Origin of the sequence: Pseudarthrobacter sp. NPDC059871 (genome assembly GCF_042731175.1) — a bacterium.
Lineage (GTDB): Bacteria > Actinomycetota > Actinomycetes > Actinomycetales > Micrococcaceae > Arthrobacter.
On the sequence record NZ_JBHWJV010000001.1, the window covers coordinates 243,843 to 258,635 of the forward strand.

Here is a 14,793-nt window from a genome sequence, read left to right on the forward strand (position 1 = left end):
TGCCCGCATTCGAACCAGGAGATTTTGTGACCGCTGACCTCGTCATCGTAGGGTCCGGCTTTTTTGGCCTGACAATCGCAGAACAGGCCGCCACTGAGCTCGGCTTGAAGGTCGTTGTCCTCGACCGTCGCCACCACATCGGCGGAAACGCCTACAGCGAAAAGGAAGAGCAGACAGGTATCGAGGTGCACCGCTACGGTGCCCACCTGTTCCACACCTCGAACGAACGCGTGTGGGAGTACGTCAACCGGTTCACCAGCTTCACAAATTACGTGCACAAGGTTTACGGGGTGCACAAGGGTGAGGTTTACTCCCTCCCCATCAACCTCGCCACCATCAACCAGTTCTTCCGGGCAAACCTCACTCCGGGCCAGGCCAAGGACCTGATCCAGGAGCAGGCCGGAGAGCTTGCAGGCACCGACCCGCAGAACCTTAATGACAAGGGAATCCAGCTGATCGGGCGTCCCCTGTACGAAGCCTTTATCAAGCACTACACGGGCAAGCAGTGGCAGACGGACCCGAAGGACCTTCCCGCCGGGATCATCTCGCGCCTGCCGGTCCGCTATAACTACGACAACCGGTACTTCAACGACAAGTACGAAGGCCTGCCCACCAACGGCTACACGGCCTGGATCGAAAAGATGGCGGAGCACCCGAACATCGAGGTCCGCCTGAACACGGACTTCTTTGACGAGTCGCACGAATACAGCAAGAACAAGGTTGTCGGCAATATTCCGGTCGTATACACGGGTCCCGTTGACCGCTACTTCGATTACGCCGAGGGTGACCTCTCCTGGCGCACGATTGATTTCGAAGAGGAAGTGCTCGACGTCGGCGACTTCCAGGGTACGTCCGTGGTCAACTACAACGACGAAGACGTGGCCTACACCCGCGTTATCGAACCCCGGCACTTCCACCCCGAGCGGGAGTACCAGACGGAAAAGACCGTCATCATGCGCGAGTTCTCGCGCTTTGCCGAGAAGGGCGATGAGCCCTATTACCCGATCAACACATCGGCAGACCGCGACCGGCTGCTCAAGTACCGCGATCTCGCGGCCGGTGAAAAGGACGTCCTGTTCGGTGGCCGCCTGGGCACTTACAAGTACCTTGACATGCACATGGCCATCGGTTCTGCCCTGACCATGTTCGATAACAAGATCCGTCCTCACTTCGAGGCGGGAGCCGACATCGAAAGCGGAGGAGTCGACGCATGAGCGTCCCCACCGATACCAAGAACCAGAACAAGGCCGAGGGCGGCGCAGCGGAAACCGGCCAGCAGTGGCAGACGCTGCAACGCGTCATCCTCCCCAGCGCCAGCCAGATGGATACTGTTCCCCTCTACATGGACATGGGCACAGCCACAGGAATCCAGTTGCCGACGGCTGGCGACCGGGACGGGAAAACCCCCAAGGCCCGGACCATCAGCAGCCCCACCAAGGAAGCGCACGTGGAGGATTTCCTCTCACGGCACTCGACTTCCGTACGGTCGGGCGAACGGGTGTCCTTCGGCAGCTACTTCAATGCGTTTCCTGCCAGCTACTGGCGGCGCTGGACCACCGTGGACAAGGTCCGGCTGCAGGTCCGCACGCAGGGCACCGGTTCTGTCATCGTGTACAAGTCGAACGCCCGCGGATCCCTGCAGCGCGTAGACACTCGCCGCGTTGAGGGTACTGCCGAGAACTTCTTCGAACTGTCCCTTGCACCCTTTGGTGACGGCGGTTGGTACTGGTTCGACCTGCTGGCCGGAACTGAGCCGCTGGTGATGCTCGATGCGGAATGGCAGGGCCCTGCCGTTGAGAGTACCCCCGGCTCCGTAACCCTCCAGATCACCACCCTGAACAAGACCGACTTCTGCCTCAACAACCTCCGGCTTCTGGCCGAAAGCAAAGAGGCCCTCGACCACGTCCAGGAAATCCTGATCGTGGACCAGGGGACCCAGAAGCTCGCCGACGCGGACGGGTTTGACGACATCAAAAAGATGCTCAACGGCAAGTTGCGCATCATTAACCAGTCCAACCTCGGGGGGTCGGGCGGATTCGCCCGCGGAATGTTCGAAGCCGTTGAAAACGGCAGCGACTACGCACTCCTTATGGATGACGACGTCGTCGTGGAGCCGGAAAGCATCATCCGGCTCCTGACCTTTGCGGATCGCTGCAAGACGCCGACCCTGGTGGGCGGACATATGTTCGACCTCTACAACAGGACGGTGCTGCACACCTTTGGAGAGGTGGTCAACCCCTACCGGTTCCAGCCGTCCCTGCCCAGCGACGAAATGATCCTGGGCCACGACTTCCAGTCCTCCAACCTTCGTCAGACGTCCTGGCTGCACCGCCGCTGCGACGTTGACTACAACGGGTGGTGGATGTGCCTGATTCCCACGCAGGTTATCCGGGAAATCGGCCTCTCCCTTCCGCTGTTCATCAAATGGGATGATTCGGAGTATGGGCTGCGTGCGAAAGCCCACGGTTACTCCACGGTCTCTCTTCCGGGATCGGCCGTTTGGCACGTCTCCTGGATTGACAAGGACGACCTCGTCGGTTGGCAGGCATACTTCCACGCCCGTAACCGCGTGGTGGCCGCACTGCTCCACAGCCCTTACGAGTTTGGCGGGCGCGTCATCAAGGAATCGCAGTATGCCGATGTCAAACACCTTGTTTCCATGCAGTACGCCACCGCGCAGGGCCGCCAGTGGGCGCTCGAAGACGTCCTGAAGGGCCCCGAAGCCCTGCCTGACCTTCTGCCGTCCAAGCTGCCCCAGATCCGCGAAATGATGTCCGCGCACCCGGACGCCGTCTTCAAACCGAATCCTGAGGACTTCCCGGCGGCGAAGATGGACAAGCCTCCGCGCCGAGGACACGGGCCGGCCCAGCCGTCCAAGATGTCCCTGCTTCCCTGGGCAGCAAAAACCGTCGTCCGCCAGCTGGCGAGCCCGGTGAAGGGAACCAGCACCGAGCGTCCGCAAACGACCATTGCCCACCAGGACAACCGGTGGTGGCGCATGGCTCAGTACGACAGTGCAGTAGTCTCAAACGCCGAGGGGACCGGTGCGTCCTGGTACCAGCGGGACCCCAAGCAACTGAGGAAGATGCTGGCAGAGAGTGCGCGCCTGCACACCGCGCTGCTCAAGGAATGGCCCGCGCTCAGCAGGAAGTACAAGGCAGCTGTCGCGGACCTGACGTCGATGGAGTCGTGGAGGAAGACGTTCGAGCAACACACGCAGAACGAAATCAAGTGAGTGCATCGTCTCCGGCTGAATTGACCAGTCCAGGGCTTGGCGGTGGACTGCGGGACATCCGGCAGTCGGGGTTCCTCCTCAAGCTGTTGGTCCGCAAGGAACTCAAGGTCCGCTATCGAGGGTCCGTACTCGGACTCCTGTGGTCCTACGTCAAACCCGGCGTTCAGTTCGTCGTCTTCTACGTTGCCCTTGGTGTATTCCTGGGGCTGGAGCGCAGCGCCAGGAACCCCGAAGGTCTTCCCAACTATGCGGTCTACCTTTTCTCGGGAATCGTTCTGATCAACTTCTTCTCCGAGGCGCTGGGAAACGCGTCCCGTTCAATTGTGAACAACGGGAACCTGATCAAGAAGATCTACCTGCCCCGTGAACTTTTCCCGGTTGCCTCTGTGTGGGTGTCCGCGGTTCACTTCTTCCCGCAGCTGGTAGTCCTGGTAGCCGGCTGCCTGCTGGCAGGATGGCACCCGAGTGTCTTCCAGCTGCTGGCGGCCGTGGCGGGTTTTGTGATCGTGGGCCTGCTGGCCACGGGCCTCGGCCTGCTGTTCGGATCTGCAAACGTGTACTTCCGGGATTCGGAGAACCTGGTGGACATGCTCCTGATGGTTGCCACCTGGGCTTCGCCGGTGATGTACGCGTGGTCGATGGTGGAGGCAAAACTCGGTTCAACGTGGTTTGCCATCTACCAGGCGAACCCCATCACCATTGGTGTGGAACTGTTCCATTACGCGTTCTGGTTCCCCACGACAGATGGCACCACCGCTATGCCACCAAATCTCTTCACCCTGTGGACACCGCTGGGCCTGGTCATCGCCTTGGCCATTGTTATTTTGGGTCAGTTCACCTTCCGGCGGCTCGAGGGCCGCTTCGCTCAGGAGCTGTGAGTGGTCAACGCAATTGAAGTTTCAGACATCAGCAAGCAGTTCGTCCTCCGGCACACGCGCTCCATCAAAGAGGCAGTTGTTTGGTTGGTCAAGGGCCGGAAAGGCGACCTGTCCGAGAAGTTCCATGCACTGAAGAACGTTTCTGTCGACGTCAAAACGGGGGAGACCGTGGCGTTGCTGGGCCTTAACGGTTCCGGCAAATCAACGTTGCTGAAGCACATCTCCGGAGTGATGCTGCCGGATTCGGGAACCGTAAGGACCAGGGGGCGAGTGGCTGGCCTCATCGAAGTGGGCGCTGGCTTCCACCCCGACCTGTCTGGCCGGGATAACGTCTTCCTCAACGGCGCCATCCTGGGAATGACCGAGCAGCAGGTTAAGGACCGATTCGACGACATTGTGGAATTCTCCGAGATCGGGCAATTCATTGATACCGAGGTCAAGTTCTACTCGTCGGGAATGTACTTGCGGCTCGCATTTTCCGTTGCCGTCCATACTGATCCCGAAGTGTTCCTGATCGATGAGATTCTGGCCGTGGGCGACGAACCTTTCCAGCGAAAGTGCATTGACAAGATCCAGGAACTCGCCCGCGACGGAAAGACGCTTGTGGTGGTGAGTCACGACCTGGACCTGGTCTCCCGCATTTGCGACCGGGGAATCCTCCTGGAGCACGGTAACGTGAAATTCGACGGACCCATCCACGAGGCAGTTTCGATTCTGCGCGCCTGACAGTTAGCTGCGCGAGGAGGTTCGTCTCGGGGGGATGATGGTCCCGTTTCGTCAAAGTTTGTGGCACGGCGTGCCGCTCTGGCCGCTGTGCCACTGAATTTTCGGAGGATTCTTGTCCTGGTTTGAAACAGTCCCTCAGTTTGTCCTGGCAGCGGCTTTGCTGTTTGTTCCGGGACTCGCCGTGGGTGCGGCAGCCAGGTTGAGGGGATTCCGTATCTTCGCCTTGGCACCGGGAATCAGCGTGTCTGTCATAGCCATTGCTGCGATCGTGGCTCCGTTCGCGGGAATCCGGTGGTCGCTGCCGCCAGTCCTTGTTATTACTGCGATTTTGGCCGGACTCGCCTTTGCGGCGTCGGTTGTGGTGACGAAGAAAAGCGGGGCTGTTCAGCCGCATGACAGCGGCAATCGGCGTTGGGTCGTGGGTTCCATCGTGTTGGCTGTTGTCATGGCAGCCTTCTTGGTTGCGCGCCGGCTTGTGGAAGCCATCGGCCACCCGGAGTCATTTTCACAGACATTTGACAATGTCTTTCATCTGAACGCGATCCGGTACATCCTCGATACCGGCTCAGGCTCTTCCCTGACGCTCAATGAGATGACAGGTGCGGCCTCTTACCCTGCGGCATGGCATGACCTTGTTTCATTGCTGGTCAGCGTTGGCGGCGGCGGAATTCCCGTCTCGGTCAATGTGATCAACATTGTTGTCGCCGCCGTTGTCTGGCCCCTTGGCTGCCTGTATCTCGCACGTACTGTCTGGGGGAACCGCCCCGCGGTCGTCCTGTCCGCCGGTGTCCTGTCCGCCGGTTTTGGCGCCTTTCCCATTTCTTTGCTCGATTTTGGGGTGCTGTACCCGAATTTCCTTGCCGTTGCCCTCCTGCCCCTGGTTCTGGCTGTTTCGCTTGAAGTACTCGGATTGTCCGCGGTGCCGGTCCATTCCCGGATCATCGGAGCACTGGTCCTCCTCGCAGTACTCCCGGGCGTCGCCCTCGCCCACCCCAGCGCCGCCATGGCCTGGATTGCCCTGATGACTCCGCCTGCGGTCTTCGTCTACGTGCGTTTTCTGGTGCGAACATGGACTTCGTCGCGTGGGCGAACCCGCTGGATAGCCACTGCGGCCCTGATGGCGTTGGGCGTGATCGCCGTCGTCGTTGTAAGGATTCTCTGGGACCTCGTCCGGCCACCGGCGGAGGCTGCCTTCTGGCCACCCGTTGAGAGTAGCGGCCAGGCCATCGGAGAAGTCATCGCCAGCTCCGCAATTGGCCGTCCCGTGGCGTGGGCCGTCATGGCACTGACCCTCGTTGGCATCTTCGTGGTAATAAGGTCCGGCCGGCAGCTGTGGTGGTTGGGAACGTATGCCGTGGCGGCGTTCCTCTTCGTTGTGGTCAGTTCGTTCCCCGCTGACGACTTCCGGGCCTACTGGACGGGAATCTGGTACAACGATCCTCCCCGACTGGCCGCTCTCTTGCCGTTGGTCACGATTCCCCTTGCCACCCGTGGCGCCGTTTGCGCTTGGGAGCTACTGCTTCGGGGAGTCACTGGCGGCGCGGGCATCGTGCAGCGGAAGACTGCAGCGGAACGGGACAAACCCTTCGACAAAGGCGCCCGCGTAACGCCGGCAAACTACATGGTGGTTGCCGGCCTGATTGCAGTTCTGGCGCTGGGTGTGCTCACACAGCGTGGAAGTGTTCGCCAAGCGCAGGACTCGATGGCCGGGTCATACCGGCTTTCTGCTGACTCACCCCTGATCTCCAGTGATGAGCTGGAGCTGATTGACCGCCTTTCGGAGGAGGTGCCGGAAGACGCCGTTATGGTGGGGAACCCCTGGAACGGCAGTTCCCTGGCTTATGCCCTGGCAGACCGGAAGCTGATCCAGCTGCACATCCTTAGCGCAGTTCCTGACGGAACGGGAGCGCTCCTCAACGGGCCTACCCCGTCCAAAGACGATCCTGCGGTATGCCCTGCGGTCCAAAAACTGAACATCGACTACATACTGGACTTCGGCCATCGTGAAGTGCACGGCCGGGACAGCGGTTACAAGGGGCTGGACAGCCTCATCGCCGCAGGCATGGCCACTCTTGAAGATTCGGAAGGCGACGCAAAGCTCTACAAGCTGCAGCTTTGCGGAAACTGAGCGAGGGATCCGCCAGCGCATCTCCATCTGCCGTGGCGTTGACGGAAACTGGTGTTGGGCTAAGCCTTTCTCAGCAGGCGTAGCCCTGGCATCAGCAGGCCCAGGAAAAGTATTGCCTCGCTGAGGGCCATTGCCAGCGCGATGCCATCCGCCCAGCCGCGGGTCGCCGCGAGCACCATGAGGGCAATTCCGATGACAGCCGAGATCAGTGTCCACACGAGGATGAGACGCTGCCGGCCCTGCGGGAGCAGGAGGTTGCGGATGAACGGGGTGCTGGCGGAGATGAAGAGGAACGACAGGCCGTAGAGGGCGCATGTCAGTTGACCGGCTTTGTTGACCGATCCCATGATGATCTCCGTAGCCAGCGGTCCCAGGATAGCCAGGAAGGCAGCTCCTGCGAGCCCCAGTGCAAGGTGGGACACGATGGCGGCGGTATGGCGCTTCTTCGGGCTTGCGTCCTGCGGCTCCAGGGTCCAGCCCTGGAACGTATTGCCCAAAGCCATCACAGAAAAGAGACCGAAACGGTAGACCGTGTCCGCGGAACTGAATCCGGCCATAACGGCGTTGGGCACGAAGGCCTGCCCTATTGGAACGGGTGTTGCTGCGTAGGTTGTGCCGGACAGGCTGATGGCGGCCGGTCCGAAGTGTTGGCGCAAGTACTGCCAAGTTCCGCCCCGGGACGCGAAGGTTTTGCCCCGCTCGGGAACTACGATGCGGTGGAATATGACCAGGCTTACGCCAACGCTCGCGAGCAGGATGATTCCGTACAGCCAGATATGGGTTGTCAGCAAGATCACCGGAACGGCAACAATTGTGGCTGCCACCCGCGGCAGCGCGTCGAACGTTGCCAGAAGGGCGGGCTTTCCTGCGCCGATGCAGTACCAGGCCGGGGATAGTCCAGCAACAGCGGTCGTCAGGGACATCGCTGCGCCATCCAACCGATGGTCAGGGGCTGCCAACTGCCACGCCAGAATAAACACAAAAGGGAAAACCAACGCAGACAGGACCAGCCTGGTCCTCAAGCTTTGCCGGTAAACTTCGGCACGGTGCTGCGGGGAAGGGTTCTGGGCTATCTCGACCGGGCCGAGGGTGTTCCAACTCCACGCGATGACTGCACCGCCAAAGGCCCCGATGGCTTGCCCTGAAACGACGGTGGACCAGCCGCCCTCCCCGGCGACGCGCGACACGATCGGAATAAGGAGGAACGGGGTCAGTATCGACACCAGGGGCAACCCCGTAAAGCCGGCCAATCTTAACAACACAGCTCTCATGCCTTAAGTGTTTCCTTTTGTTGGTGTTGCCGGCTGGCCGTGGGCCAGCTCCGTCCGCCGGTGGTTCGGAACGGCGCTGGGCTACCGAGGATTGCTGATCCCGCTGTGCCGCTCCCATGGGAGCACGACGCCGAGGTAAATCTCCGCAGCTCGGATGGGAGCTACGTTCTTACGCCGCACCCCGTCCCTCAGGGACTTGAACAAGTGCCAGGCCCGGGGACGTGCATACAGGTTGAGGGCATCCTGCAATTCCGGGTTCGTGGAGGAGCCGGCCTGCACAGAGCGTGCCAAGAGAGTCCTCGCCATGAGCGTCCGCCATCCGAGCCCTGTCTTGTAGATGATGCTGCAGATACTCCGCGGTGAGGTGTTTCCTTCGTACCGCTTCACAAAGCGGAGAGTGTTCCGTATGGAAGTGGGCAGGCTTTGCCGCGATTCGCCAACCACGTTGCCGCCGTGCTGGATGTAATCCTGGAACACCTCGTCAAGGATGCTGATGCCTCCGGAGGCGAGGGCGCAGAGCGCAAGCCAGTGGTCGTGATACTGGGACGGCGCTGCCAACGACGGGAAGGGGAGGGCCGTCTCAAGCATTTCGCGCCGGAAAACGCACAGGGATCCGGTGACCTGGTTAGTGGCGATGAGGTCCGCAGCCCCGACATTTCTCCTATCGGTGAGGGTCCCCCTTGCGGGGTCCGGGTCGGTTGCGGAGATTTCCGGCGACACCACCCGTGCCTGCCCAGTAACCAGGGCGGCACCGTCAAGGCGGGGGAGAAGCGCCGCCAGTTTCCCGGGATACCAGTAATCATCCTGGTCGCTGAGGGCGACCCAGCGGGCATCTTTCGGAACGGCTTTGAGGGCCCGCTCGAAATTGTGGTGGAACCCGAGCCGGCTGCTGTATCCGAGCACCTGGAAGCGCTCATCGCCGCCACAAATCTGCCGGACCATATCCGCAACCTGCTGGTAGTCGCCGTCCACCGAGATGAGACAGACGAAATCCGTGTGGGTCTGTGCCTGGATTGACAGGAGTTGGCGCGCAAACATGGGCTGATCCGGCTTGTAGGCGGCCAGGGCCACCGCGCCGAAGGTTCCGGCGTAAGTGCCCGCCCCGGATGGGTGGGGCGCAGGGGTCCCTTGCGATGTCATGAAGTTCCCGGCTTCCTGCTCAGGGCCACAAAAATGGCGCGAAGGAGCATGATCCTCGCCCGCAGGATCACCGCGACCGGGCGGCGGGATTTGGGGGTCGTATTCTCGTCGTGCAGCCTCCGGGCAACAGTGGGGGCGGCCACGTGGACCATGCTGCGGTTGAGGTTGGCGACGATGGCGATCCATTGATCATGGGTTTCGGTCAGGAACTCCGGGAAGGGGAGTATCTGTTTCTTGGCTGCCGCACGGAATGCCATGGTGCACCCGTAGTAGGGGCGGATGCCTATCCACGTGGTGACCAGGTTGGCCACCCACCTGCCGCTGTCCGATTCCTTGAGCTGAACTTTGTGATACCTGTTGGCCGGGCCGCCGAACACGGTGAAATTACTGGCGGCGAAGTCCTTGGCCTGCAGGGCTCCCACAAGCGTCTCCACGCGTCCGGGGAGCCAGATATCGTCCTGGTCCGACAGCATGATGTACTCACCCCTGCTGGCGGAAACTGCCTTTTCGAAACTGGCAACATAACCTTTGTTTTCCGCGCTTGGCAGGAGAACTATGCGCGGGTCCTCAAGGCGACGGACGACGTCGAGCGTGGAGTCCTTTGACGCGTCGTCCACGATGATGAGCTCGTCTTCCGGTGAGAGCTGCGAAAGGATGGATTGAATCTGTTCTGCAACGTACTCTTGGCCGTTGTATGTAGCCATGCACACGGATACCCGCACAGCGCCGGCCCCGCTCACGCGCTGATCTTCCGCTGCAACGAGGGATCGATCTTCCCGAGCCGTCCGAGCCAGCCATCCACGAAGCCGCGGGCAAACGCCCGGTACTGCCCCTTTCGATTTGGGCCGTACAGCATCCTGAAGACGTCACTTTCCAATTGGAAGCGGAGCCTCCGGAGCAGCCAGATAGGGAACCTGGCGCCGTACTGCCGCCAGAGGTGGATGTTGTTCCGGGTCATGTAGTACACCCGGAAAGGGGCATGTGAATGTACATGGCGCTTTCGGCCCAAAACGCTGACATGCCATCCGAAAAGCATCATTGGCTGTGCCTGGCCAAGGGCATGGGTCATGTTGCACCCCTTGCCCACGAGGGTGGCCAGGCCGTGGGACCTGACGCGAAGATTGAATTCAGAATCTACGCAGTCAATGAACAACCTTCCGTCGAGCATTCCCGCTGTCTTGAGCGTGGATACCGGGATGACGGCGCCGGATTGCAGGGGGTCGAAGGCTTCGGGAAACCGTGCCCTCCTGGTCATCAGCGGAACGTCGAGGCCGTTGTGCGACTGAGCACTGACCAGGCCGACGTCGACACCGTTGGCACTTGCCTCCGCGTAGGTGGCCAATGCGGCAGCGATGTATCCATCATCAAGTGCGGAGTCCTGGTCAAGCGTGACGAGGAAATCCGGAGACCACGCCTTGAGCGCCTCATCGAGTCCTGCGTTGAGTGCTGCGGCAATTCCCACGTTCTCGGGCATGCGCAGCACGGTGCATCCCAGCGCTTCCAGGGCGTTCAGCACGCTGCTCGTTTGCTGGGGGTCGGAACCGTCGTCGACAACAACTGTGTGAACGACTTGCTGGTTGAGTTTTTCGACCCTCTGGGGAAGGTCCTGAGGAGGGTGGAAGGCTGAGATAACAGCCACCACCCGCGGGTCACTCTGGTGCGTCACGTCTTATAGTTCCTTCTCGCTTACCCAAATAGACCGTTCCGATGCGTCAGGGAACTGTCAGACAGCAGGCTTCAGTCTATCGTCGGGGCCGAGGGGCCTCCATTTGCCCGGGGTCGCTGGCCGGGGCAGGCCGCTGGAAGCCGCCCGCACAGGCCGACACGGTAGCATTGACCGGGGTGCTCATCTCCGGGCAAACAGATCCAACCCTGTGAATCTTCAAGAAAAGGACCTACCTGGCACATGGCCATTGATGTATTGCTTCCGTACTACGGCGACGTCGACCTGATGAAACTTGCGGCGCAAAGCGTCATGAGCCAGCAGTTCGAGGACTGGCGCCTCATCGTGGTCGACGACGGTTACCCCAGCCCGGAACCCCAGCGTTGGTTCGAATCCATGTCTGACCCGCGGGTCAGCTACCAGAAGAACGAAGAGAACCTCGGCGCCAACGGCAATTACCGCAAGGCGCTGGAACTGGCCGAAGCTCCCATTGTTGTGGTCATGGGCGCCGACGACATCATGCTGCCGAACTACCTCGACGTCGTGTCAAAGGCGTTCGAAGCCTACCCCGAGGCCAGCGTTGTCCAGCCCGGTGTTCAGGTTATCGATGAGCAGGGGCGGGCATGCTCCCCGCTAGTGGACATCGTCAAGAAGGTATACGCACCCTCCACCAAGTCCACAGTCCTCCTGCAGGGCGAAAAGATGGCCACCAGCCTTGTCCGGGCCGACTGGGCGTACTTCCCGTCCCTGGCATGGCGCACGGACGTTATCCGCCGTATCGGCTTCACGGAGGGTTTGCACGTGGTGCAGGACCTTGCGCTGCTGTTGGATATTGCAGCCGAAGGCGGCTCCATGGTGGTCGACCCGACGCTCGCGTTCCTCTACCGCCGGCACTCCGCATCGGACTCGTCGGTCAAGGCCCTTGACGGGCGCCGGTTCGATGAAGAGCGCGCGTACTTCGAGGGACAGGCACGGCGTTTCCGGGAGCTTGGCTGGAACGGAACCGCCCGGGCTGCGGCCTTCCACACGACGTCGCGGTTGAATGCAGCCACCCTGGTTGCCCGCTCACTGATGATCGGGAAAACCGATTCGCTGCCCAGGCTGCTGAAGCACGTGGTTTCCTAGCGGACTGCATAAAAAGGTGGCTGCCCCCAGATCCTGGGGGCAGCCACCTTTTTCGTTAGGGCGTTGGTTCGGGTGGGAGCGTTTCCGGGTGCGTCCCGTTGCCGGCGGCTGTGCCACCCCGCGTCAGGCTCTCCTCAAGCTGAAGGACTTTGAGCCGAAGGATACCCACTTCCTCCGCCAGGACGCGGACTTCGTCTTCCGCCTGGGACTGTTCGAAGGAGAGGTGCAGGCAAACGGAGACCAGCAGTACTATCGCCATGGCGAACAGTAGGTTTGAAGGCACCTTCACGCCGAGCACTCCGCTGGACCAGAAGAGAAGCTGCGGAAAGGCCACCAGCACCAGGACGCCAATCCCGATGATGATCCAGATGACGGCGTACTTTTCGCGCAGGTGGCGGCGTCGCAGCATTTCGAAAATGATCAGCAGAATGACCAGCACAAAGATGAAGCCAACGAGGGTGGCCATGGAAACTCCTAGTTGGACGACGGTTCGTTCTTCTTGCGCGTCAACGCAAAGAGGAGGGCAAAGGCTGACCGGCCCAGGTAGATGGCGGCCTTGACGGGGTCGTGGCTTGGAGTCCCGCCCTGCCGTTCGCGCATTGAGACGCCCACCTGGCGAACGGTACATCCCGAGCGGATGGCGACGACCAGGGAATCGATGGTGTCGCCCAGGTATTCCGCGGGGTAGTGGTCCACGTACTGGCGGATGGCCTTGGCATTGGCAGCGCGGAAACCGGACGTCACGTCGGTGAGCCGGGTGCCCGCAATCCGAGAGATGGTCCAGGCCAGGACGTTCATGGCCCACTTGCGGGGCCCCCTGACGGTGTACGTGCCCTTGTCCGCGAACCTGGCCCCGATGACGATGTCCGCTTCCTGCAGGCCGTCGAGGACGGCCTTGATATCACGAGGATCATGCTGGCCATCGGAGTCCACCTGGATAACCCGGGTGTAGCCGTGCATTTTTGCGTACTTGAAGCCGGTCCTCATCGCGCCGCCCACCCCCATGTTGAACGGGAGCTGCACCACCAGCGCGCCAGCCTCGCGGGCAACCTGGGCAGTGTTATCGCGTGAGCCGTCGTCCACGACGAGGACGCTGCAGTCAGGGCCGAACTCGAACACTTCCCGGATGGTGCCGCCGATGGCCTCCGACTCGTTCCAGGCCGGCATGATCACCAGGGTGCGGTGGGCTTGCTCTGCGGGAGTCATGCTTTATCGTTTTCCGCCTTTAGGTAGGCAGTCAGCCGCTCCTCGGCATCGGCGACAACAAAACCCGTGGAGTGTGCCTTCGCCAGGTTCAGGGCACTCTTGAGCGGTCGCGGAGCGGCGGCCTTGTCCTTGAAGTATTCAGCAGTGGTGATTCCAGTGACATCAGTCCTGGGGGCGCCGGCCTGCTCGTAGACGTCCGCCGCTATGTCGGCCCAGCTTTTCACGGGTCCGGCGTTGCTGAAGTTGTAGGTACCGTAGGCGGCTTCGGTGGTCAGCAGGTGGCTGATGAAAGCTGCGATGTCCTGGGTGAAGGTCAGGCGGCCGGTCTGGTCGTTGACCACCGCCGGCTTGATCCCCCGCCCAGCGAGGCTGGCCATGGTTCGGACAAAGTTGTTGCCTTCACCGATAACCCAGCTTGTACGCACGATGTAGTGGCGGGTAACGACACTTGCCACCGCCTCGCCTGCAGCCTTGGTTTGGCCGTAAACGCCCAAGGGGGTGAGGGGCTCGTCCTCGTCGTGGTTGTCCCGGCTCCCGTCAAAAACGTAGTCGGACGAGACGTGGACCAGCGTGAGGTCATGCTCGACGGCGGTGCGCGCCAGGTTGGCCACGGCCGTCACGTTGATGGCCCAGGCGGCAGCCCGGCCTTCCTCGGATTCGGCAGCGTCCACAGCGGTGTAGGCCGCGGCGTTGACGATGGCGGAGTAGTTCTTCCAGTTCCGGTTCTTGAAGGAATCCTCCCGGGCAAGGTCAAACTCACCGCGGCCGGCGAACTCGACCCGTGCGTCGCCGTCGTGCTGTTCGCGCAATGCCTTGCCCAGCTGGCCATCGGCGCCAACGACGAGGATCTTCTTGGCCGGCATCGGGGCGACGTCTGCCATCCGCGGGTGGGCTTTGTCCTTGTCGGAGAGTTCGGCCCGGTCCAGCGGGATCGGCCAGGAAATGGCAGCGGTTTCGTCAGCCAGGTTCAAGAAGGTGTACTGCCCCTGGGCATCGGCGGACCAGTGGTCGTTGACCAGGTAGGTGTAGGCCGTGTTGTCCTCGAGGGTCTGGAAGGCATTGCCGACTCCGCGCGGAATGAAGATCGCCTGGCTGGGGTCCAGCTCAGCGGTGAAGACAGCTCCGAACGAGGGCCCTTCACGCAGGTCCACCCAGGCCCCGAAGATCCGCCCCGTGGCAACGGAGATGAACTTGTCCCACGGTTCGGCATGGATGCCGCGGGTGGTTCCGGCTTTTTCGTTGAAGGAGATGTTGTTCTGGACCGGCCGGAAATCAGGCAGTCCCAGGGCAACCATTTTCTCCCGCTGCCAGTTTTCCTTGAACCAGCCGCGGTTGTCGCCGTGGACGGGGAGGTCGTAGAGAACGACGCCGGGAATGGGGGTTGTGTGGCCGGAAAGCTTTTTCGAGAACTCCAGAGACAT

13 protein-coding genes are annotated in these 14,793 nt (G+C 61.3%); 6 read left to right on the forward strand and 7 right to left on the reverse strand.

Translation table 11 applies throughout. From position 1 onward, the window contains the following. Positions 1 to 26 precede the first annotated feature (26 nt). The 5 genes from glf (at position 27) to ACFV4R_RS01075 (ending at position 6,967) form a co-directional block, all read left to right on the forward strand. On the forward strand, positions 27 to 1,214 hold the full coding sequence (gene glf / locus ACFV4R_RS01055; protein WP_043794670.1) for a UDP-galactopyranose mutase: 1,188 nt from the start codon (positions 27 to 29) through the stop codon (positions 1,212 to 1,214). Continuing rightward, positions 1,211 to 3,235: a glycosyltransferase gene (locus ACFV4R_RS01060; RefSeq protein ID WP_377202726.1), complete on the forward strand. Its 2,025-nt coding sequence runs from the start codon at positions 1,211 to 1,213 to the stop codon at positions 3,233 to 3,235. Before glf ends, ACFV4R_RS01060 begins: the two co-directional genes overlap by 4 nt. Further along, positions 3,232 to 4,113 (forward strand): ABC transporter permease, encoded by an 882-nt coding sequence (locus ACFV4R_RS01065; protein WP_056085018.1) that lies wholly within the window; start codon positions 3,232 to 3,234, stop codon positions 4,111 to 4,113. Before ACFV4R_RS01060 ends, ACFV4R_RS01065 begins: the two co-directional genes overlap by 4 nt. Beyond that, positions 4,114 to 4,839 carry an ABC transporter ATP-binding protein gene (locus ACFV4R_RS01070; RefSeq protein ID WP_045729775.1) on the forward strand — a complete coding sequence of 242 codons (726 nt, stop codon included), beginning with the start codon at positions 4,114 to 4,116 and terminating at the stop codon, positions 4,837 to 4,839. It abuts the gene before it with no gap. 157 nt (positions 4,840 to 4,996) lie between these two features. Beyond that, on the forward strand, positions 4,997 to 6,967 hold the full coding sequence (locus ACFV4R_RS01075; protein WP_377227104.1) for a DUF6541 family protein: 1,971 nt from the start codon (positions 4,997 to 4,999) through the stop codon (positions 6,965 to 6,967). A 59-nt stretch (positions 6,968 to 7,026) separates the two neighbouring features. Here ACFV4R_RS01075 and ACFV4R_RS01080 read toward each other — a convergent pair whose 3' ends face one another. From ACFV4R_RS01080 to ACFV4R_RS01095, 4 genes are all read right to left on the reverse strand, one after another. Beyond that, complete coding sequence (locus ACFV4R_RS01080) at positions 7,027 to 8,217, reverse strand: lipopolysaccharide biosynthesis protein (protein WP_377227102.1); 1,191 nt, start codon at positions 8,215 to 8,217, stop codon at positions 7,027 to 7,029. 102 nt (positions 8,218 to 8,319) lie between these two features. After that, on the reverse strand, positions 8,320 to 9,378 hold the full coding sequence (locus ACFV4R_RS01085) for a glycosyltransferase (protein ID WP_377202723.1): 1,059 nt from the start codon (positions 9,376 to 9,378) through the stop codon (positions 8,320 to 8,322). After that, positions 9,375 to 10,082, reverse strand: a complete 708-nt coding sequence (locus ACFV4R_RS01090; protein WP_377202722.1) for a glycosyltransferase — start codon at positions 10,080 to 10,082, stop codon at positions 9,375 to 9,377. The genes ACFV4R_RS01085 and ACFV4R_RS01090 overlap by 4 nt, the downstream gene beginning before the upstream one ends. A 32-nt stretch (positions 10,083 to 10,114) precedes the next feature. Further along, a complete protein-coding gene (locus ACFV4R_RS01095) occupies positions 10,115 to 11,044 on the reverse strand; it encodes a glycosyltransferase (RefSeq protein ID WP_377202721.1) in 930 nt (309 codons plus the stop codon). 240 nt (positions 11,045 to 11,284) lie between these two features. On the opposite strand from ACFV4R_RS01095, the gene ACFV4R_RS01100 reads away from it, so the two are divergent. After that, entirely contained in the window at positions 11,285 to 12,166 is an 882-nt protein-coding gene (locus tag ACFV4R_RS01100; protein WP_056085029.1) for a glycosyltransferase, read from the forward strand. 55 nt (positions 12,167 to 12,221) lie between these two features. Here the strand turns inward: ACFV4R_RS01100 and ACFV4R_RS01105 are convergent, their stop codons facing one another. The 3 genes from ACFV4R_RS01105 to ACFV4R_RS01115 are packed head-to-tail and all read right to left on the reverse strand — an operon-like array spanning position 12,222 to position 14,793. After that, a complete protein-coding gene (locus tag ACFV4R_RS01105; RefSeq protein ID WP_377202720.1) occupies positions 12,222 to 12,632 on the reverse strand; it encodes a DUF2304 domain-containing protein in 411 nt (136 codons plus the stop codon). An 8-nt stretch (positions 12,633 to 12,640) separates the two neighbouring features. Further along, positions 12,641 to 13,372 carry a glycosyltransferase family 2 protein gene (locus ACFV4R_RS01110; RefSeq protein ID WP_377202719.1) on the reverse strand — a complete coding sequence of 244 codons (732 nt, stop codon included), beginning with the start codon at positions 13,370 to 13,372 and terminating at the stop codon, positions 12,641 to 12,643. Continuing rightward, positions 13,369 to 14,793: a sugar nucleotide-binding protein gene (locus ACFV4R_RS01115; RefSeq protein WP_377202718.1), complete on the reverse strand. Its 1,425-nt coding sequence runs from the start codon at positions 14,791 to 14,793 to the stop codon at positions 13,369 to 13,371. The genes ACFV4R_RS01110 and ACFV4R_RS01115 overlap by 4 nt, the downstream gene beginning before the upstream one ends.